A 20801-nucleotide genomic window follows, 5' to 3' on the forward strand; every position below is an offset into this window, starting at 1 on the left:
AACCGCATTCAAGAATAAAAAAGGATAAATTTGAATACGTATTCTTAAATCATATGAAATACATGCTTGCTGTAAGGGTGATATATGTAGAGTAATGTACAAGAAATTTGTAAAATAACGCCTACACAAGTTATTGACAGTCTTTTTTGAATATTGTAACATGAAATCAGAAGTTGTGAATACGATTTCTTGAATGATTCTTAAAGAGGGGTAGGGGGAAAGATGAAGAAGCTCATTTCTTTAGTTTCAGGGGTAGTGCTGGCGGCTTCGTTGACAGCCTGCAGTTCATCACAGTCTTCTTCCGGTAAGGCGGACGACAAAATTACAGTATGGACACAGGCGGCAGCGGACCACCCAGAAGGGAAAATGTTTGCGGATCGGGTGAAGAGCTATAACGAGAAGCATCCGGATGGACCAAAGGTTGAAATTAAGAACATTACACGTGCGGGAGCAGGCTCAGGCTATATTGATAAGCTGAATGCCGCGATTACAGCGAACGATGTGCCTGACATCTTCACGCTCGATGGTCCTGATGTGGCCGCATACGTGGAATCAGGTGTAATTGCTCCGCTTGATGATTACATGAGCCAAGGCTTTAAGGACGGATTTACGAAGGCGATTGTTGAACAGGGAACAGTAGGCGGCAAGTTCTATGCAATGGGTTATTCTGATTCCGGTGTGGCCATTATGTATAACGAAGATATGATTAAGGCATTGCCGGCAGATGTGCAAGCCATGGTGCCCGGACCAGACAAGGATTGGACTTGGGACCAGTTCGTAGCATTGGCCCGCAAGGTCGACGACTTTGCCCAAACAACAAAGGATCCTGCTTTCAAAAATTATGAAATTTCCACAAGCTTGCTTTTAACTGATATCTCCGCAGGGGCGTATGAGCTTGGTACATACTACTTCACGCCGCTGTTATGGGGCAACGGCACGAATATCGTAGATAAAGACGGTGTTACAGTGGACGGCGTCCTGAATGGCAAGAAGAGCGTGGAAGCTCTGACGAAATTCGGCCAGCTGTTCGCCGGCAAACCGTTGGCAAACGCTGCAGAATCTGAAAAGACCTTCTATACCGGCAAATCCGCTTTGGCAGTCGCAGGCTTCTGGTACGTGAACGAAATCAAGAGCAATTATCCAAACCTGAAGTTCCGCACCCTGCGCTATCCGAAGATGGATGCCAGCCAAACAGGTCTGTACACGCCATCCGGCAGCTGGACATTCGTCCGCAGCGCCAAAAACAAGGATGAAAAGCGCGTGAAGAAGGTTGTGGAGGTTATGGAATGGCTGAACAATGATGAAGCCTCCAAGGAGTATTACGAAAAGAACGGCTCCATCCCGACACGGATCAATTCTGTAAGCGCCATCAATACAAATACCGACAATCCTTACTACAATGAGGCTTGGAAGGTGCTGAAGTACCAGGTTGAAAACACGAACAAAGCGCGTCCGGTTTCTCCTGGCTATCCATACTTGTCCGAAACCTTTGCGAAGGATGTCATTCTGAAGATCGCCCAGAATAAAGCATCCGACTCCGCAACCATTCAGAAGTATGCAGACGAGGCAGCCAAGAAAATCGATGCAGAGTTTAAGAAGTATAAAAAGTAATAGGTTATAAGATCGAGAGGCGGAGGGAGACCCCGCCTCTTTGTACAAAGGATGTGGAAGAATGAGCAATCTCAATGTGGAAACGCCGAAACCGAAGCAGTGGATCAAAAAGAGAAGCCTGCACCATCGCTACAAGCGCAGTGAAGTTGCAACGGCAGCCGGCTTTTTGACTCCGGCAGTTGTGCTGTCCCTCCTATTTATTGTGCTTCCAATTGTGCTGGCCTTCACGTATGCCTTTACAGATTACTACCTGCTGAAGCCGGATGCGAAGAAGTTCATCGGCATTGATAATTTTACGAGAATGCTGACGGATGAAGTTCTGCGAAAAAGCTTTCTCAATACACTGGAGTTCGTGGTGCTTGTCGTGCCGCTGCAGCTGTCCATGGCCCTCGGCCTGGCGTTGATCGTAAACCAGAAAATTAAGGGGAACAGCTTTTTCCGGACAGCTTACTTTTCACCGGCCGTGCTGTCCCTGGTTGTTATCTCCATTCTGTGGACCGTTATGCTGAATCCGACTTCCGGCCTTATGAATCAGATTCTGATGAGTTTGGGCATTCCGAAGCAGCCGTTTCTTACCAGCGCCACCCAGGCGATGCCGACTATTGTCTTTATCTCGGCTTGGTCCGGCTGCGGCTATCAAATGATGATTTTCCTGGCAGGATTAAAGAATATCGACTCCAGTCTGTATGAGGCGGCTGACATCGACGGGGCCAACACACTGCAGAAGTTTTGGTATATTACCCTTCCCGGCTTAAAGCCGATTACGATGTTCCTTGTCATCACAACAACGATCCAAGCCTTTAAGCTGATTGTGCAGCCGATGGTCATGACAGGCGGCGGTCCGGACTATTCCACCATGACACTGCTGCAATACATTTATGAATACGGCTTCCGGCACCGGAATATTGGCTACGCCAGTGCGATTACGCTGGCATTCACAGTCTTTCTTGTTGTCATATCTGTCGGTATTAAAAGATTGTTTAAGGAGGAAGCGGCATGAAGATAGTAAAAAAGACAATCCTATACGTGCTGGCCATTGCAGTGGCACTGCAATTTCTGGTGCCGCTTGTCTGGATGACTTTGTCCTCCTTTAAGATTGATGAGGTTATCTTCAGGGATGCCAGAACGATTTATGCAATTATTCCAAAGTTCTCTGATTTGTCCCTGAAGTCATATAAGGAATTGCTGGGCTTCTATAATATTTTTGGAAATGTACGCAACAGCCTTGTGTATGCCTCCATTACAGTGATTTTCGGCTTGACCATCAATTCACTGGCGGGCTACGCACTGGCGCGGTTTGAGTTTCCTTTTAAAGATGCGATACTCGTGATTATTATTGCCTTAATGATTGTGCCAATTGAGGCTACGATTCTTCCGCTCTTTTTGGTAGTAAACGAGATGAGCCTCATCAATACAGTATTCGGCTACCTGCTTCCGTTTCTGGTGAACGTGATGAACATTTTCCTGTTCCGGCAGCATTTCCTATCGTTCCCGGGCGAGCTCATTGAATCTGCCAAGATAGATGGGCTGGGGGAGCTCGGCTGCTTCTTCCGGATTGTGGTGCCGTCCAGCTTGAATATGTACGTAACAGTTGGAATTCTAACCTTCCTGGCTTCCTGGAATGACTTCCTCTGGCCGGTCATGGCATTGTCCAATGCGGACCTGATGCCGATTCAGGTGGCGCTGAATGCCATTTTCAGCGACAAGTACAATATCTTTACGAGTCATACAATGGCGGCTCTGACCATTGTCACTATTCCAATTATCGTACTCTACGCCGTCTTCCAAAAATACATTGTGGAAGGTTCCATGCGGAGCGGCATTAAATAATGAGGTGCTTAGATGAACAAGCTACAAGCTGCAGATATGTATATCCAGCAACATAAAGAAAAGGTGCAAAGCCGGCCGCTGCTTCACTTTACAGCGGAAACCGGCTGGATCAATGACCCGAACGGCTTCTCCTTCTACAAGGGAGAATATCATCTGTTTTATCAGTACAACCCGTATGATGTCGTCTGGAGCGATATGCATTGGGGGCACGTGACAACAAGGAATTTCATCGATTGGACCTATCAGCCGGTTGCGCTGGCAAATGATAAGGTGTACGACGCCAACGGCTGCTTTTCCGGCAGTGCCATCGAGAAGGACGGCAAGCTGTACCTGATGTACACGGGCCACATTGATCCGAACATGGGGTTTGATAAGGATGAATCCCAGATTATCCAGCAGCAGTGCGTGGCTGTTTCGGAGGATGGCATTCACTTTGAAAAGTATGCGGGCAACCCGGTCATCGGCATCCACAATCTGCCGGAAGGCTATTTGATTTGTGACTTCCGGGACCCGAAGGTTGTGGAACATGACGGCGTATATTATGTGGTTCTGGCGGTTCGAAACGCAGCGCGGCGCGGGGAGATTCTTATGTTCAAGTCAGATGACATGCTGAACTGGAATTTTCATGCTTCCATCTATCAAACAGCAGCTGCTGACAATATCATGCTGGAGTGCCCGGACTTATTCCGGCTGGATGGCAGAGATGTACTGCTGTTTTCCATCATGCCATGTGATCCGGAGTTTGCGGGCGAGGTGACCCACAAGACAGCATACGTCATCGGGGAGATGGATTATGAGGCTGGGCGCTTCCATCCGGCAAGCGAAGGCCTGCTGGATTCCGGCAACAGCTTTTACGCGCCGCAGTCCGCTGCCGGGAAGAATGGCGAGCGCCTTCTCATTGGCTGGATGCAGAGCTGGAAGCAGGCGCATCCGCCGCGTGAGTACGGCTTTAACGGCATGATGTCGCTGCCGAGGGAGCTGCGCATCCAAGGGCAGACACTGCTGCAGCAGCCGGCAAAGGAAGTACGGGAGCATTTTGGCAGCCCTGTTGTGCATGAGAAGGTTGCTTTACAGACCGGTGAAGCACTGGAGCTTGCGGGCGGGAAGGCAGGCTATCTGCGCCTTGAGGTGTCAGGCCGGCAAAGCTTCCAGGTCGAACTGCATAAGGGCAAAGGCAAATCCACGCGCCTTGAGGTGGATGCAGCGAATGGAAGCCTGCGGTTTATCTCCGATTATGGGGAGTCTGAGGCAATTACGCTTTCCACGGATCTTACAGCTCTTGAGATTTTTACAGATGTGCACTCTGTCGAGGTGTTTGTCAACGCCGGCGAACAGGTGCTCAGCTTCACCGCCTATGACCCGGACAAGGGGCAGAACGTATGCATCCGCGGGCTGGGGGAAGCTATGCTTGAAAAGGTTGTATACGCAGTGAAATAATGGAGCCGCCCTTCTCATGCAGAGGGGCGTTTTTTCTGGCTGGAGGGAAAGCGGATGGTATGTCAGAATAGATAATAGAAGGGAGGAGTTCATGTGCGCCATATCGGCTTTCAGTATGAGAAGAAGGAAAGAAAAAACGGAACCCGTTATATATCTATAAGGGACGTAAATGAAAATAAACTGCTGGAGATTGAGCAAAGAGGAGAGGACGTTGTCATCTACACCAACTCCAGAAATGAAAGTGCAACCACATTTGTTTTGCCAAAAGAGATGCTGGACAGGGTGTTTGGGGATTTGAGCTCACAATAGCGGGCTGTACAGCCTTTACGAAACAGGCAGGAGGAGGTCGAGCATGGAAATAAAACAACAGTCTCTCCCTTATGAAAATGAGCGGGAAATGGTACATACCAAGTGGAATTACTATATGCTGCTTGCCGTTGTATTCGGCGGCTTTCTCGTCTTTGGTTTATCAGAAAATGTGAAAGGGCCGGCCATCACGATTATGCAGAGTGATTTCCAGTTGAGCCAGTCGCAGCTTGGGATTCTGCTGGCGCTGAATTCTCTTGGTTATCTGCTTGCCTGCACATTTACCTCGGCGCTGTCCAATCGGATCGGGGTCAAATGGACAACAATCCTTGCTTTCGCCTGCATGGCGCTGTCCGGGTTCTTCATCTATTTATCTGCCAGCTACGGATCTCTGTCGGCAGCCTATTTCTTTTTATATGTCAGCAACGGCATTTTGGAAATTGGCCTTGGTATTATGGCGGCACAGATTTTTACAAGAAATACAGGAATGATGATGAACCTCTCGCATTTCTTTTACGGACTCAGCTCCACGGTGGCGCCGTCCATCGCCGCTTCTGTTATGGGCTGGCAGGTGAGAGGAGGGGAGCTTGGCTGGCGGGGCATGTATTTGCTTGTGCTCTTGCTTTCCATCATTCCTATTCTTCCTGCACTTGCCGGAAGGGTGCCGAAGGAAAGTGCGGATGCCGGGGACAGTACCTCCTATCGTTCCCTGCTGCGCGACCCGGTGGCCTGGCTCATTGTCGCTGTGCTCTCCTTCGGCGTTGTGTCTGAAATTGCGGTTGGCAGCTGGCTAGTAAACTTTCTGGTGAAGGCATATGGCTGGAGCATTGGAGACGCGTCCCACATGCTGTCGCTCTTCTTCCTGTTTTTCATGCTGGCCAGGCTGTTTCTCGGGCCTGTGACAGACCGCATTGGCTTTACCGTATCCATTATGATTTTTTCAGCGTTTTCCGGCATTTGCAGTATGGCGGCGATTCTCATCGGCGAGGCGGGCGCCATCCTGTTTGCCGTTGCCGGAGTGGGCATCGCACTCATTTATCCCACCGTTATGGCGCTGCTGGCGAAGCGCTATCCGAAGGGCACGGGGACGGCGATTACCTTTACGGTCACCCTGATGGGAGTGGCAAGTGTCATCGGGAATTTGCTGATCGGCTTTATCATTGATTTCGTGAATGGCCTGTTCGGCAAGGGGGGAGAAGTGATTGGGCTGCAGGCGGGGTATGGATTTATCGCTTTCCTTGCGATTCTTTGCTCACTGTGCTGCTTCATCCTGTATACGCTGCTGCGCAGAAGGGGGGAGCTTGTGTAGTGAAGAGCTCCCTTCCATTGATAGCATGCTCTCATAAAATTCTCTCATTACTTTTATGCGTAATTTCATCTACTCTTAAAGGTAATAATTTTTTGGTGAATATTGGGTAATCTATGGGTATATGGAATCTTTGGATGAAGGAAGTGGCGGGAATGAAGAGCACGCAGGTATTAGATGAGCAAGCCGTATTGTCGGCAATAGAGTCTGCCTTGGCCATGATTGAGTTTAACCTGCAGGGTGATGTGCTTTGGGTGAATGAGCATTTTGCCCGGGCCATGGGCTATCAGGTGAGTGAAATGAAGCATATGAGCCATAAGCAGTTTTGTACGAAGGAGTTTGTCCAAAGCAGGGAGTACGTGAAGCTGTGGGAGAATCTGCGCAAGGGGCTGAAGTTTCAGGAGAAGATTCAGCGTGTCGGCAAGGGCGGCCGGCTGCTTTGGCTGGAGGCAACTTATATTCCGGTGCTCGATGAGGAAGGACGGGCGGCAGGGGTCTTGAAGATCGCGACGGATATTACCGCGCGGGAAAATCGGACTGTCGGGGTCATCGGCGAGATGAGGAATATGTCTGAGGAGCTTGGAAATCAGGTCGTGGCCAATTCCAAGGAAAACCTGGAGGCGCTGCAATCCTTGGGGGAACAAATCAACCGGATCAGTGATATCTCCAAAATGATCCGCAACATTTCCTCACAGACCAATATGCTGGCGCTGAATGCGGCGATTGAAGCAGCCCGGGCCGGCGAGCACGGGCGCGGGTTCAATGTTGTGGCAGAGGAAGTCCGTAAGCTTGCCAATAATGTTGAGGCTGCAATCCGGGAAGTGAATACGAATGTGGAGAACATTACCCGTGAGGCGAAGAAGGTGAGCGATATCACCGAGAGCTCGCAGAAGGCGGTTATGGAGACGCAGGGCAAGATTCAGTCAGTGATGCGGGAGTTTGAAGGGATTAATGCGGAAGGTTAAGGGGCAGGCCTCCCCTTTTTAGGGGGAGGCACAATTTGGTGATTTGTGGAACAATTATGGGGGAGGCGGAACAATTGCTTTGGTTGATCGGCTGCGGATTTTGCGGGGGGAAACAAAAAGCTTAAATTTTGAAACAATACTTTGAAAAAATGAAACAATCTTCTTCGAAAATGAAACAATCGATAAGAGCAGCAGGAAATGTCTGTGAAAAAGCAGCGGGGCCTTTGGGTTTGCGGGAATTGCGGCTTTCCTGCTGCAGATGCGTACCTGCATGCCATCCGGGATTATGCTCTTCTCATTCACAACACAGCAGCCGGCAGCGACCTGCAAGCCTTCCTCGAAATTCCGTCCCGTACTACGGCATACCGGGTCTTCTCCGGCTTACAGCTTCCCCGCAGCGGCTCGACAAAAGGAGCCCGGTATCAGCTGCCCTTAAAATAGGAAATATTTTCTTGTAGATTCCCATTCTAACCCATATGCTTGTAGCAGGGGGGAGAAAGATGACAAATCCATTTACAGAAGAACAAGGAAAAGCCTGGGGGCCCGGCTCCTTTGAGATGGTGCATCATCTCGTCAAAGCGTGCGGCATTCGGCCGGGCATGCGGGTGCTGGAGGTTGGCGGCGGATCGGGCCATATTGCCTCTGTGCTGGAAAAGCATTGGCAGGTACAGGTTATGACGCTGGAGCCGTGGACAGACGGGAGTGAAATTCAAGAAACAGCGCGCCGTCACGGCGTGGAGCAGCAGGTGCTGCCGCTTAAATTGTATGCCCAGCAGCTGCCCTTTGCCGACAACACATTTGATGCCATCATCAGCATCGGCTCGTTTGAAATGATTGGCGAAGAACGGCCGCAAGCCTTGCGGGAGCTGACTCGGGTTGCCAAGCCTGGAAGCAGAATCGGCATTGCGGAACCCATGCGGCAGGAAGCGCCGATGCCGGCAGAGCTGGCACAGCTGGATGAGGAGCACAAGCTTGGCTTTCAGCAATGCTTTTCCACCTTGGCTTGGAATATGGAGCTCTTTCAAGCACAGGGATTGCAGCCTGCAGAAGCCTCATATTTTTCGGAAGCAGCCGTTTGGTGGAAGGAGTACGCGGAGCAGGCTGACATTTCAGAAGCAGAAAAAACACTGATTCGTTCAGACAGAGGGCGCTGGCTGTCATTGGGCATGGTCGTCGGGGAGAAGGTGTAGGATGCGGGCTGTTGTTGGTTTTGTTGTATTGGACTTGTATTTGAATCTGGTGATTAAGGCAGCCGGTCTCAGTACATTCGTCTGGGTGGGATGTGCGCTGCTGTTTTTTGTGCTGGCCCATTTCGTCAGCCGTCTGACTGGACTGCAGGGGCTGCCAGCTTTGGGCTACCGCTTGCATCTGCGTTGGTCCCGCCGCTTAGGGGCAGGCTTCCTGACCGGCTTCATCGCCTGGGGTATTCTGTATGCTGCAGAAGGCCTGCTTGGAAAATTTACTTTCGCAGGTTGGATGAGCCCGGCGCATAACGCCATGTTGATGCTGGAAGCGGGCGTGGGTCTGTTTCTCGGCTCCACCATTACAGATGCGATTGTGACAGGCTACGTATTCGCCCATTTGCGCGGCCGGATACCCGATGGGCTGGTGCTGCTGGCGGCAAACCTCATGTATGTCTTGGACGATTCCTGGCATGAGGGCTTCGGGCTGCATAATCTCATCTTTTCCGTGCTGCTCGGCTTGAGCCTGGGCTATGCGTTTCTCAAGACAAATTCCATCTGGATGACAAGCGGCATCCATTGGGGGCTGAATTTCATGTATGCCTTGGTATACGGCATTCCGGGACGGGAGGCGGCAGGCGGCTTGTTTATAAAGGAAGCTGGAAAAAATGGCTTCATTTTTGAGGTGCTGCCGCTCGTGGTGCCGACCATAATGTTTGCAGCAGTCTGCTTGCTGTTAAAGCAAAGCAGCCGCCGACGGATTGAAGAATTGTCGGAACCAGTTGTATAATGGAAAAAAACGAAAACGGTGGATTTTATGAAAATGCTGAAAGCAATCGGCATTGTGACCATCGTGGCCGTCATCAGTAAGCTGCTTGGATTCGCCCGCGATGCCATCATCGCAGCTTACTTTGGCACGTCCACGGTGTCGGATGCCTACTTCACCGCGCTCTCCATTCCAACGCTGCTGTTCACCGCCATGGCGACAGCCATCTCAGCCGGCATTGTGCCGCTGTATGTGGAACGGAAGGCGCAATCAGAAAAAAAGGCCACGGAGCTGGTCAGTGTATTGGGGACTGTGTTCCTGCTCATTTCGCTTGTCATTACGATGATTGCCTTTGTGTTTGCCAAAGAGATTTTGAGTGTTGTCGCGCCGAAAATCCTGAAGGAGAACGGCGACATGGTCATTCTGCTGGCACGGATTACAATTCCCAGCTTCATTTTTTATGTGCTGTCCGCCTTTGCGACAGGGATCCTGCACGCGAACAAGGAGTTTACGATTCCGTCCTTGGTTACGCTGCCGAATAACCTCATTGTGATTCTGTCAACTGTACTCTTTGCCAGTACGACAGGCATTGTCGGTGCCGCTTGGGGGGCACTGATCGGGGTGGCCAGTCAGTTTGTCATTCAGTATCCATCCATCCGCAAGGTGCAGGTCGGCTTTCATTTCCGCTTACGGGAGAACAGTGCGGATATTAAGCACGCGATGAAGCTGTTCTTCCCGATTATTGTCGCGTCTGTCCTGGTGCAGCTGAACAATCTGACGGATGTGATGGTGGCGAACCGTCTTGGCGAGGGAAGCGTGTCGGCGATCAACTATTCCAGCCGTCTGCTGTATCTGCCGCTCAGCATCATCGTGCTGTCGCTGATTACGGTGTACTATCCGCGTCTGGTGGATGCGGCCAAGCTGACAAAGACAGAATTTCTGCCGATGTGCATGAAGGGCATGAACCTCATTATCATGTGCTGCATTCCCATCGCAATTGTTATGCTGGTCATGGGCAAGGAGATTGTGGCCATCATCTATCAGCGCGGCGAGTTTGATGCAGCGGCGACAAGCATGACGGCCTACTCGCTCTTCTTCTATACGCCGGCCCTGTTCTCGCTCGGTCTGCGCGATTATCTTATCCGCTGCTTCATGGCGGTGGATGATAACCGCATTACGATGACCTCGAGCTTAATTGCGGTGCCGTTCAACATCGCGCTCTGTATCTTTCTGTCTCGCTTTCTCGCACACGGCGGCATTGCGCTGGCGACATCAATTGCCATCTCGCTGCAGTGCATCTATTTGCTGGGTGTGCTCATCAAACGGAATAAGGAGGGGGGCTTCAGCGGCAGAGCGGTGGTGGTGTCATTTGCGAAAATGGGCGCCCTGTTTACGGTGCTGCTGGCAGCGGTCTATGGTGTGGCGAGCCTGCATGTATTCGCCGGAAACATCACCTCTCTGATTTTCATCACCATTGTCACGTTCGTTCTGTTCGTCATCCTCGGCATGATGCTGAAGGTGGAAGGACTGAAGGAGCTGCGTAATCTGATCAACAGAAAAAGACTGGCGCGAGCATAAGCGCCAGTCTTTTTCTTATAAAACAGATTTGTAGATTTCCTCGTACTTGCGGGCCGCGGACACGTGAGAATACTCATTCTCGATTTTCGCGCGCGCCTTGCCGGCAAACTCTTCACCCTTCGCCGGATTCGCCAGCAGGTCCGTAATGGCTGCCGCCAGCTCGTCCACATTCTTCTCCTCCACAAGCACACCGTCCACACCAGGGTTGACGATTTCCTTTAAGCCGCCGACTGCGCAGGCAATCAGCGGGGAGCCGGAGCCCATGGCTTCCAAGGCGGAGATGGAGGTTGCTTCCTCCACGCCGGCATCATGCACACTTGGCACCAATACGATATCGGACAGTGCATAGTAGTGTTTCATCTGCTCATGCGGCACTGCACCCAGCAGCTGGACGTTGCGGGACAGCCTGAGTTCGCTGATCTTGGAGCGGAGTGTGCTCTCCTCTTCGCCTGTGCCGGCATACAGCAGCAGTGCATCCGGGAATTGGCGGACGACCTGTTCCATCGCCAGTGTCGGATAGATGACCCCGTTTTTCCGCGTCAGGCGGCGCGGCACGAACAGCACCTGGCGGCTTGCATCGATGCCGTATTGCTGGCGGAATTCATTCTTGCGGTTTTTCTCCGGTGCAAAGTCTGTTACATTGATGAAGTTTTTGATCGCAACCGCATCTATGCCCGCCGCGTCACGCAGATAATCCTTGATGCGCTGGTCCACCGTAATGTTTTTGCGTGTGCGTGTATATGCCTCAACCTCGATTTCACGGATGAAACGCTCCTCCGCGCTGTCCTGAACAAGGGAGCCTTTGCTGATGGCCTCAAAGGACATATAGCCATGCACGGTGGATACAGTCGGGATGCCGCTGTCCACGGAGGCGAGAGTCGCGAATACATCCTGGGCATTCACAATGTCATAGCCTCTGTTGTTTTCGCGGATATATTGAGCCAGGAGCTTCTGGCGCGTCAGGTGGCTGTGGACAAAGCCTTTGCCAAGCTTCATCTTATTCAGCAGAAAGCTTGGACCCTTGACAAGCCCGACCTGCTTCCATTCCGGCAGGTCGCTGAAGGAAATGACATCTACCGTGTGGCCGAAGCCTTCCAGGCCGTTCTTCAGGGTCTGCACGTGTGTTGACAACCCGCCGGTATGCGGATATTCAAAGACAGTCGTAATCAAAATTTTCATCTGAAATGTCTTCCTTTCCGGGCGTAAACATCGTTCTTAGTATATGATAAGTATTTATCTGGTTCCCATTGAGTCATTCTAACTATATTACGGGCATTCTTTCACAAGCAAGCAATTTTTCCAGAGAACGGAATGCGTTATAATGAGGGAGACGAAAGGAAGGAATGCCATGTATTTAACAATAAAAGAAACGGCTGAGTATTTGAAAATGCCGGAGTCTGAGATTGCCAGTCTCATTCGGCAGCGGAAAATCCGGGCTGTACATGACGGAGAGCAGTATTTGATCAATCGTGACCAGTTCACCACCCATCTGGAGCAGACAGAGAAATACCGCCGGCTCATTGAAGAGCTGCTGCAGGAGCCTGTTCCAGAGGATATTGATATTAAAGATGAAGATTAACATCCGGCGGGCAGCGGAGGAATTGCCGCTCGGGCTGCTGTTGGAGGCAGACCCATCGGAGCGGCTTGTCCGCACCTACACGCGGCGGGGGCAGTGCTTTGTGGCGGAAGCGGAAGGGGACATAGCCGGCGTCTATGTGCTGCTGCCGACCCGGCCTGATACAGTAGAGCTGGTGAATGTGGCGGTCGCGGCGCATCTGCGGGGCAAGGGAATCGGCAGGCAGCTCGTGCTGCATGCCGTGCAGCAGGCTGCCCGGCAGGGATACAGAACCATCGAGGTCGGCACCGGCAACTCCAGCATCGGTCAGCTCGCCCTCTACCAAAAGTGCGGCTTCCGCATTGTCGGAGTGGACCGGGATTTTTTTATCAAACACTATGAGGAAGCAATCTTTGAAAATGGCATCCCGTGCCGGGATATGCTTCGCCTGTCACAGGATCTAGGAGGGGTGAGATGAGCTTTTTCGGACAAAAGGTGCTGCCCGCGATCAGGAAGCTGGAGGATTTGGAGAAGATGCTGGCAAGCTCCTATGAATACGGTGTGCTGCTGGAAATGCATATCTCGCGGCTGCGGGGCATTTACGCGCTGGCGCAAAAGCATGATAAGAAGCTGTTTTTACATATGGATCTCGTGCAGGGCCTGAAAAATGATGAATATGCCACGGAGTATGTTTGCCAGGAAATCAAGCCGTACGGCGTCATCTCCACAAAGGGAAACGTCATCATCAAGGCGAAGCAAAAAGGGGTCAAGACGGTGCAGCGGGTGTTTCTGCTGGATTCAAGCTCCCTTGAAAAAAGCTACAGCCTCATTGAACGCACACAGCCGGACCACATTGAGGTGCTGCCGGGGCTGATGCCGCGGGTGATCCGGGAGGTGCGGGAGCAGACCAAGCGGGAGATTTTTGCCGGCGGGCTGATCGAAACGGTGGAAGAGGTGGAGCAGGCGATCGCAGCCGGCGCTTCTGCCATTACAACCTCGAAAAAGGAGCTATGGAAATATTTCCAGCCAGAGAGATGATAGCGCTGTCAAAATGATTGCGGTATACTGACTGCAGACAGGGGGAGAAGAGAATGGAAACATACATGTTGTCATTAGACCAAGGTACAACAAGCTCACGGGCGATTCTGTTCAATAAACAGGGGGAAATCGTTCATAGCGCACAGCAGGAATTCACACAGCATTTCCCGCAGCCGGGCTGGGTGGAGCATAATGCGAACGAAATTTGGGGCTCGGTTTTGGCAGTTATTGCAACCTGCCTGGCGGAAGCAGGCGTGAAGCCGGAGCAGATTGCCGGCATCGGGATTACAAACCAGCGTGAAACGGCTGTTGTATGGGAAAAGGAAAGCGGCCGCCCGATCTACAATGCGATTGTCTGGCAGTCCCGCCAGACAGCGGGCATTTGTGAAGAACTGAAGGCAGCGGGATATGATTCTTTATTCCGGGAAAAAACAGGTCTCCTCATTGATGCCTATTTTTCCGGCACAAAGGTGAAATGGATGCTGGATCATGTGGAAGGGGCAAGAGAACGGGCGGAACAGGGTGAACTGCTGTTTGGCACGATTGATACATGGCTCATTTGGAAGCTGTCCGGCGGCAAGGCGCACGTAACAGACTACTCCAACGCTTCCCGTACGCTGATGTATAATATCCACACATTGGAGTGGGATGACGAATTGCTGGCCATTCTCGATGTGCCAAAAGCAATGCTGCCGCAGGTGCGCCCTTCCTCTGAGGTATACGGACATACGGTGGACTATCATTTCTTCGGGCAGAATGTGCCGATTGCCGGCGCGGCGGGCGACCAGCAGGCTGCCTTGTTTGGGCAGGCCTGCTTTGGGGAAGGCATGGTGAAAAATACGTACGGCACCGGCTGCTTCATGCTGATGAATACAGGCGACAAGGCCGTAAAGTCCGAGCATGGCCTGCTGACGACCATTGCATGGGGGCTGCACGGCAAGGTGGAGTATGCGCTTGAGGGCAGCATTTTCGTGGCAGGCTCCGCCATCCAGTGGCTGCGCGACGGTCTCCGCATGGTGAAATCAGCGGCGGAAAGCGAACGCTATGCGGCGGCAGTCGCTTCTACTGACGGGGTGTATGTGGTGCCTGCCTTTGTCGGCCTTGGCACACCGTACTGGGACAGCGATGTGCGCGGCGCCGTATTTGGCCTGACGCGCGGCACATCCAAGGAGCATTTGATCCGGGCAACGCTGGAGGCATTGGCGTATCAGACAAAGGATGTGCTGACCGCGATGGAGGCGGATTCCGGCATTTCCCTGCACACCCTGCGCGTGGACGGCGGCGCGGTGAAAAATAATTTCCTGATGCAGTTCCAGAGCGACATGCTGGGCGTGCCGGTGGAGCGCCCGGTTGTCAATGAAACAACCGCTCTCGGCGCGGCGTATTTGGCCGGCCTTGCGGTTGGCTACTGGAGCAGCCAGGAGGAAATCGCCGAACAGTGGAACATGGACCGGCAGTTTGAGCCGGCTATGGCAAAGGAGCAGCAGGAGGAGCTGTATGCCGGCTGGAAAAAAGCGGTGCATGCAACAATGGCTTTCAAGTAAGCGCTGCATATGATATACTAACAACAAGTTGATACATTAGGTCGGAGAAACCGGAGAGACCGCAGCAAGCAATAGCCCCAGAGCTGTTGTGTTTGTTGCGGTCTCTTTTTGTTTGTTCCGGGGATGGGGGAGAATGGAAATGACATTTGCGGGGACAGAAAGAAAGCAGATTTTACAAGAGATGAGCAGTGCGGAACTGGATGTATTGGTGATTGGCGGGGGCATTACCGGCTGCGGGATTGCGCTCGATGCGGTGACAAGGGGCATGAAAACAGGCTTGGTGGAGATGCAGGACTTTGCGGCGGGCACCTCCAGTCGTTCTACGAAGCTGGTGCATGGCGGCTTGCGCTATCTGAAGCAATTCGAAGTGGGAATGGTGGCGGAAGTCGGCAAAGAGCGTGCCGTTGTATACGAAAACGGCCCGCATGTGACAACGCCGGAGTGGATGCTGCTGCCGATGCACGAGGGCGGCACGTTCGGCAAATTCAGCACCTCCATCGGTCTGCGTGTCTATGATTATCTGGCAGGGGTGAAGCGCGGTGAACGCCGGACGATGCTGTCGGTGCGGGAGACGCTGCAGAAGGAGCCGCTGGTGAAGCAGGACGGCCTGAAGGGCGGCGGCTACTATGTCGAGTACCGCACAGACGATGCGCGTTTGACCATTGAGGTGCTGAAGGAAGCGGTGGCGCACGGGGCGCAGGCGGTAAACTACGCCAAGGTGGTTGAGCTTCTGTATACAAATGGAAAAGTGGCAGGCGCAGTGGTGCAGGACCAGCTGAGCGGCGAAACGTACAGCATTCGCGCGAAGAAGGTGGTCAATGCCACAGGTCCATGGGTGGATACGCTGCGGGAGAAGGATCGCTCCAAAAAGGGAAAGCAGCTGCGTTTGACAAAGGGTGTCCATCTTGTGGTGGACCAGTCCCGCTTCCCGCTGAAGCAGGCAGTGTATTTTGATACGCCGGACGGCCGTATGGTTTTCGCGATTCCGCGCGACGGCAAGGCATACGTCGGCACAACAGACACCTTTTTCAAGGAAGATGCGGTCAGCCCGAAAATGACGGCGGAAGACCGTGCGTACATTATTGCTGCCGTCAACTACATGTTCCCGAGCGTACAGCTGCAGGAACGGGATATCGAGTCCAGCTGGGCCGGGGTGCGTCCGCTTATTTATGAAGAGGGCAAGGATCCATCGGAAATCTCCCGCAAGGATGAAATTTGGCAGTCCGAATCCGGCTTGATCACAATTGCGGGCGGCAAGCTGACGGGATACCGGAAAATGGCGGAAACCGTGGTGGATTTGGTGGCTTCCCTGTTTGCGGCGGACGGCCGTACATTTGGCGGCAGTCACACGAAGCGTATGCCGATTTCCGGTGGCCATGTCGGCGGCTCTGCCGGCTTTGAGGCGTTCATTGCTTCCAAGGCGGCGCAGGCGGCAGCGGCTGGCTTCTCCCCGGAGCAGTACGATCGCCTGGTGAGAATGTACGGTTCCAACATGGACCTGGTGTTCGAGCTTGCCCGCGGCTACGACGCTTCCTGCGGCATGCCGCGCGAGGTGTATGCGCAGCTGGCGTACGCCTTGGGGGAGGAAATGGCGGCAAAGCCTGTGGATTTCTTCATCCGCCGTACAGGGGCTCTGTTCTTCCGGATTCAATGGGTGCATCAGTGGAAGCAGGCGGTGGTCGAGTATATGGGCAAGGCGCTTGGCTGGACTGCGGAGCAGAAGCGGCAGTACCTGCAGGAGCTGGAGCGGGAGCTGCGCGATGCGGTGGAGCCGCAGGAGACGGTAAAGCAGGGCAGCGGCAAGAGTGCTTAAACAGAAAAAAGACGAATCCGCATAGGAGTTCGTCTTTTTTTATAGAATGAAAAATAGATGATCGTTTCACAGGGGGAGAACTATGAAGCAATTGGGGACGCTATACTTTTTCTGCGGGAAAATGGGCGCAGGAAAATCAACTGCATCAAAGCAATTGGCGATGGAGAAACAGGCGGTGCTGCTGTCTGAGGATGAATGGATTTCATCTCTGTATCCCGATCAGGTCGCATCCTTTGAGGACTATCTGAAATTCTCAGCGCAGCTTAAGCCGTTGGTGAAAAAGCATGTCCAAAGCATATTGCGTGCCGGTACAGATGTCGTGATGGATTTTCCGGCGAACACGCAAAAGCTGCGAAAGTGGTTTTTGGATATAGCGTCAGAGGTACATGCAAGCCATCAACTCATTTTCCTGAATCTAAGTAACGAGCAATGCTTGCGTCAAATTGCAAAAAGGCGTAAGGAACAACCTGAAAGAGCAGCTTTTGACACGGAAGCGGTGTTTATTCATGTTACTGGTTTTTTTGAAGCGCCGGAAGCATCTGAAGGTTTCAATATGTTAGAGCTTAATGGGAAAGAATGAACAATTAGATCATAAAACAACGCAGAGGATGCTGAAGCCTTTGCGTTGTTCTGTTGTTTAAGAAAAAGTTAAGTGCGGGGCGGCACAATGGGACTTACAAACCAAACAAATAAGGAGACTGAGTCCCATGTATACATTGAAACGAGTCAAGATGTCAGCCATTTTCGCATCAAAGGAGCTGTACCCGCTGAAGCAGGAACTGGAGCAGCTGATTGAGCAAAAGAAAGCAGACCTTGCCCGCGCGGCGCATCTGGAGGCAAAACAGAAGCAGCTCTTCTTCAAGCTGGAGGGGCAGGCGCATCAGAAGGAGGAGGAGCAGCTTCAGGTCATGGAGCAGCAGACGGCCCTGCTGCACCACCAACTGGAGCAACTCGAGGAGAAGCGGTCCGAGCTGTCCTGCAAGCAGCTGCTGCTTACGTTGCAGGAGCATGCGGCAAAAGCGTGCAAGCAGCAGGCTGTTACATTTGTCCCCCGTGAAAAATACGCAGAATAAACTCCCGGTCCGGCACCTCCAGCGTTTCGTAGGAAGCAAGGAAAGTCGTGTTATCATAAATGGCTTCCCGCAAATCGACTGTCGGACCGGATTCTGTCATTTCCACGATGGCGTACCGCGCCGCCGGCTTGTTATGGCAGCCGAGCGAGCCCGGATTCAAGTACGTCTGTCCATTCCCCTGGAAAAAATGCTGTGGATGGTGGTGGCCAAAGCAAACCAAGCGCTGCCGGCAGCCGTGAAACAGCTGCTGCAACTGCGTGAGCCCCGGCTCTGCAATCGGGCTGAACGGATCGGCACTGATGGGCGCATTATATTTCTCCGGTGCAATATGATAGTGCGTGAACAGCACGGCATGTCCGGCCATGTTCTGCTCAATCCTTCGCGGCAATGCCGCCAGCCCCGGCACAAACTCCGGCTGCAGCCGCTCGGCAATCCATTGATGATGCGCCTTCACATGTGCGTGGCTTGGCGGGTGCTCCTGCCCCTGAATGAGAGCCAGCACCGACTCATCATGGTTGCCGGTAATCATGGAGACGTCACTGCGTGCAAACAGCAGCTCCAGCACTTCGTTTGTATCAGGGCCAATGCCGATCATATCTCCCAAGCAAAAAATATGCGCCACTGCCAATGCGTCAATTTCCCTCAGGGCTGCCCGCAAGGCTGGGGCATTGCCGTGAACATCAGTCATGACGGCGAATCTCATGTGTATCCCCTCCTGCTTCTATAATATAGAAATTTGCTATAATATAACAAATATGAAGGTTGTATTCACATCCGCTTGTAAGGGAGGGGATCGGATGAAGATCACTGTGACGAAGGATTATGAGGTAATTGCGAAATTAAATGAGCCGGTGCAAAATCTGCATGCGGACTTGTACCCGGACCGCTTCAAACGCTTCGCGTATGAACCTGTGCGCGACTTTGTGATGGGCATGATGCACGACCCAAATTCTGTATTCCTGCTGCTCGAGGATGAGGGGCCGCTCGGCTATGCTTGGATTGAGTTCCGCACCTATCAGGAAAGCCTGTTCCGCAAGGCATATCAATCCGTATATGTGCACCAAATCAGTGTTTCCGTGCAGCATAAGGGCTATGGCTCCGCGCTGATGAACCATATTTACGAGATGGCCCGCAGCCGGGGGATTGGGCGGGTGGAGCTGGATTACTGGTGCGACAACAGTGTGGCGAAGGAGTTTTATCGGAAGCAGGGCTTTGTGAAATACAGGGAGCTTGTTTATAAGGAAGTATAATTCATGCAGCCTGAGTCTGTGCATGGCAGGCAAGCTGCATGAATCAGCCCGAATTGTAGGGAAGTGGAGTTGATTTGCAGGAAAAATGCTGCGAATTGTGGGAAAGCTGTTTTGATTTGCAGGAAAAGCCGTGCGACTGTCGGGAAACGAGCGAGGGGGGATGACTCGATAGGAGTCATCCCTTCTGCTAGGCGGCTTCCTTTGTCCGCTGATAGCGGCGGAAGCCCCATCTTAATAGAGGAGGCACTGCAAAATAAATGAAGAACAAACGGAACAGCTGATAGCTGGTGACCGTAGACAGGTCTGCATGGATTTCATGTGCGATCAGCCCCATCTGGTCCATGCCGCCCGGCGCTGTACTGAGAAAGCTTGTGCCGGCTGATACATGGTACAAATGAAACACAAGCAGGCTGAGCCCCAGTGAAAATAAAATGAGAGTGAGGCTGCTGATGGTGGCAAGCAGCAGCATTTTTGCTTTGTGCTGCAGCTGTTCAGGCTTCAGCAGCAGGCCGACATAGGTGCCGATCAAGAGCTGCGATACGTTCAGGAGCGGTGCCGGCAAAAACGGGCCTTGCAGTCCGGCAATTGATAGGATGGCAGCTGCAAACAACGGTCCAGTCAAAAAGGCGGTCGGCAGCTTCACCCTGACAGCGAGCATGGCACCGATCAGACATGCTGTGGCAAATAGAATTCCTATTCCAAGAGTTGCCCCATTGTGCAGCGGTAGCGGGGCTGTCGATTGGGAAGCATGACCGGCAAACAGCGGACTGAAAATGAGCAACGGCACGGAGAATAAAATGATGACCACCCGTGTGATCTGTAAAAAAGCGACAACGGTCACATCAATTCCCTTGATTTCCTCAGCCAGTGCCACCATTTGGGAAAGCCCGCCGGGAATGCTGCCGGTGAGGATGGTCGGATAGCTGATTCCCGTCCACTTTGAAATCCCCAGCGCAAGCAGGGCGCTGAAGCAAAGCAGCGTGACGGTTGTCAGCAGGATGGAAGGCAGCTGATAGACAATGTGAACGGCAGCTTCACGGGTAAAGGACAAGCCGATGGAATAGCCGACGAGCAGCATTCCTGCATCGCGAAGCTGTCCTGGCCAGCGCAGGACGATTCTCTTTTGCCGGGAAGCCAGCAGTACAGCCGTCATGGGACCAAGCAGCCAGGGGATGGGGGCGTGCAAAACGGAGAAACAGCTGCCGCCCAGCACAGCCGCCGCCATTGTCACTAGTAAGCCAGTTGTAGTCTGTTTCATAAAAACCCTTCTTTTCCAGTGAATTTCCTAATGTTTATTATCATATGTGCAATTTGAAAAGTACATATATCTGTCTGCGGTCCTGCCTTATTCCTGTTTTTTCCTTGTGTAAAAAGGGTTGCAAAGGGAGTATGTCCATGATATATTGTTATTCCGCCGCTGATTCAACAGTGTGCGAAACGAAATTTTAAAAAAGATGTTTACAAATGCAGCGGGATGCTGTAAGATAATATCTTGTCAGCAAGAAAACAGCTCTTTGAAAACTGAACAAAACACAAAACGTCAACATT

General features: G+C 52.2%; 22 protein-coding genes. 19 read left to right on the forward strand and 3 right to left on the reverse strand.

Annotated elements, in window-relative coordinates:
- The first annotated feature begins 222 nt into the window (after window positions 1-222).
- From NK662_RS19340 to murJ, 11 genes are all read left to right on the forward strand, one after another.
- A complete protein-coding gene (locus NK662_RS19340) occupies window positions 223-1611 on the forward strand; it encodes an ABC transporter substrate-binding protein (RefSeq protein ID WP_254760600.1) in 1389 nt (462 codons plus the stop codon).
- Window positions 1612-1672: 61 nt separating this feature from the next.
- Window positions 1673-2611 (forward strand): carbohydrate ABC transporter permease, encoded by a 939-nt coding sequence (locus NK662_RS19345; RefSeq protein ID WP_254760601.1) that lies wholly within the window; start codon window positions 1673-1675, stop codon window positions 2609-2611.
- Window positions 2608-3441, forward strand: coding sequence for a carbohydrate ABC transporter permease (locus tag NK662_RS19350; protein WP_254760602.1), 834 nt, complete (start codon window positions 2608-2610; stop codon window positions 3439-3441). Before NK662_RS19345 ends, NK662_RS19350 begins: the two co-directional genes overlap by 4 nt.
- A gap of 12 nt (window positions 3442-3453) precedes the next feature.
- On the forward strand, window positions 3454-4878 hold the full coding sequence (locus tag NK662_RS19355) for a glycoside hydrolase family 32 protein (protein WP_254760603.1): 1425 nt from the start codon (window positions 3454-3456) through the stop codon (window positions 4876-4878).
- A gap of 93 nt (window positions 4879-4971) precedes the next feature.
- Window positions 4972-5187, forward strand: a complete 216-nt coding sequence (locus NK662_RS19360; RefSeq protein WP_254760604.1) for a hypothetical protein — start codon at window positions 4972-4974, stop codon at window positions 5185-5187.
- A gap of 43 nt (window positions 5188-5230) precedes the next feature.
- Window positions 5231-6493, forward strand: a complete 1263-nt coding sequence (locus NK662_RS19365) for an MFS transporter (RefSeq protein WP_254760605.1) — start codon at window positions 5231-5233, stop codon at window positions 6491-6493.
- Between the two features lie 152 nt (window positions 6494-6645).
- On the forward strand, window positions 6646-7455 hold the full coding sequence (locus tag NK662_RS23645; RefSeq protein WP_279665269.1) for a methyl-accepting chemotaxis protein: 810 nt from the start codon (window positions 6646-6648) through the stop codon (window positions 7453-7455).
- Between the two features lie 204 nt (window positions 7456-7659).
- Window positions 7660-7896, forward strand: coding sequence for a hypothetical protein (locus tag NK662_RS19380; RefSeq protein WP_254760606.1), 237 nt, complete (start codon window positions 7660-7662; stop codon window positions 7894-7896).
- Window positions 7897-7955: 59 nt separating this feature from the next.
- Window positions 7956-8645, forward strand: coding sequence for a class I SAM-dependent methyltransferase (locus NK662_RS19385; RefSeq protein WP_254760607.1), 690 nt, complete (start codon window positions 7956-7958; stop codon window positions 8643-8645).
- Between the two features lies 1 nt (window position 8646).
- The gene (locus tag NK662_RS19390) at window positions 8647-9426 is read left to right on the forward strand and encodes a CPBP family intramembrane glutamic endopeptidase (protein ID WP_254760608.1); all 780 of its coding nucleotides are present in this window, start codon (window positions 8647-8649) and stop codon (window positions 9424-9426) included.
- A 27-nt stretch (window positions 9427-9453) separates the two neighbouring features.
- Window positions 9454-10980, forward strand: coding sequence for a murein biosynthesis integral membrane protein MurJ (murJ, locus tag NK662_RS19395; RefSeq protein ID WP_254760609.1), 1527 nt, complete (start codon window positions 9454-9456; stop codon window positions 10978-10980).
- 15 nt (window positions 10981-10995) lie between these two features.
- Here murJ and NK662_RS19400 read toward each other — a convergent pair whose 3' ends face one another.
- Window positions 10996-12159, reverse strand: a complete 1164-nt coding sequence (locus NK662_RS19400) for a glycosyltransferase family 4 protein (RefSeq protein WP_254760610.1) — start codon at window positions 12157-12159, stop codon at window positions 10996-10998.
- Window positions 12160-12328: 169 nt separating this feature from the next.
- Between NK662_RS19400 and NK662_RS19405 the strand changes: the two genes are divergently transcribed.
- The 7 genes from NK662_RS19405 to NK662_RS19435 all read left to right on the forward strand — a co-directional run bounded on the left by NK662_RS19405 (window position 12329) and on the right by NK662_RS19435 (window position 18003).
- A complete protein-coding gene (locus NK662_RS19405) occupies window positions 12329-12559 on the forward strand; it encodes an excisionase family DNA-binding protein (RefSeq protein ID WP_254760611.1) in 231 nt (76 codons plus the stop codon).
- Window positions 12549-13013 carry a GNAT family N-acetyltransferase gene (locus NK662_RS19410; RefSeq protein ID WP_254760612.1) on the forward strand — a complete coding sequence of 155 codons (465 nt, stop codon included), beginning with the start codon at window positions 12549-12551 and terminating at the stop codon, window positions 13011-13013. The genes NK662_RS19405 and NK662_RS19410 overlap by 11 nt, the downstream gene beginning before the upstream one ends.
- A complete protein-coding gene (locus tag NK662_RS19415) occupies window positions 13010-13573 on the forward strand; it encodes a glycerol-3-phosphate responsive antiterminator (RefSeq protein ID WP_254760613.1) in 564 nt (187 codons plus the stop codon). The genes NK662_RS19410 and NK662_RS19415 overlap by 4 nt, the downstream gene beginning before the upstream one ends.
- 53 nt (window positions 13574-13626) lie before the next feature.
- Window positions 13627-15117, forward strand: coding sequence for a glycerol kinase GlpK (glpK, locus tag NK662_RS19420; protein ID WP_254760614.1), 1491 nt, complete (start codon window positions 13627-13629; stop codon window positions 15115-15117).
- 139 nt (window positions 15118-15256) lie between these two features.
- On the forward strand, window positions 15257-16930 hold the full coding sequence (locus tag NK662_RS19425; RefSeq protein ID WP_254760623.1) for a glycerol-3-phosphate dehydrogenase/oxidase: 1674 nt from the start codon (window positions 15257-15259) through the stop codon (window positions 16928-16930).
- A gap of 82 nt (window positions 16931-17012) precedes the next feature.
- Complete coding sequence (locus NK662_RS19430; protein ID WP_254760615.1) at window positions 17013-17510, forward strand: P-loop nucleotide/nucleoside kinase family protein; 498 nt, start codon at window positions 17013-17015, stop codon at window positions 17508-17510.
- A 127-nt stretch (window positions 17511-17637) separates the two neighbouring features.
- The gene (locus NK662_RS19435) at window positions 17638-18003 is read left to right on the forward strand and encodes a hypothetical protein (RefSeq protein WP_254760616.1); all 366 of its coding nucleotides are present in this window, start codon (window positions 17638-17640) and stop codon (window positions 18001-18003) included.
- Here NK662_RS19435 and NK662_RS19440 read toward each other — a convergent pair.
- Window positions 17969-18706 carry a metallophosphoesterase family protein gene (locus NK662_RS19440; protein WP_254760617.1) on the reverse strand — a complete coding sequence of 246 codons (738 nt, stop codon included), beginning with the start codon at window positions 18704-18706 and terminating at the stop codon, window positions 17969-17971. The genes NK662_RS19435 and NK662_RS19440 overlap by 35 nt on opposite strands.
- Window positions 18707-18800: 94 nt before the next feature.
- On the opposite strand from NK662_RS19440, the gene NK662_RS19445 reads away from it, so the two are divergent.
- Window positions 18801-19253 (forward strand): GNAT family N-acetyltransferase, encoded by a 453-nt coding sequence (locus NK662_RS19445; RefSeq protein WP_254760618.1) that lies wholly within the window; start codon window positions 18801-18803, stop codon window positions 19251-19253.
- A 187-nt stretch (window positions 19254-19440) separates the two neighbouring features.
- On the opposite strand, the gene NK662_RS19450 is transcribed toward NK662_RS19445, so the two are convergent.
- Window positions 19441-20511, reverse strand: coding sequence for an AbrB family transcriptional regulator (locus NK662_RS19450; RefSeq protein WP_254760619.1), 1071 nt, complete (start codon window positions 20509-20511; stop codon window positions 19441-19443).
- Between the last annotated feature and the right edge of the window lie 290 nt (window positions 20512-20801).

The organism is Ectobacillus ponti, from assembly GCF_024294785.1.
In the GTDB taxonomy this organism is placed as follows: Bacteria; Bacillota; Bacilli; order Bacillales; family Bacillaceae_G; genus Ectobacillus; species Ectobacillus ponti.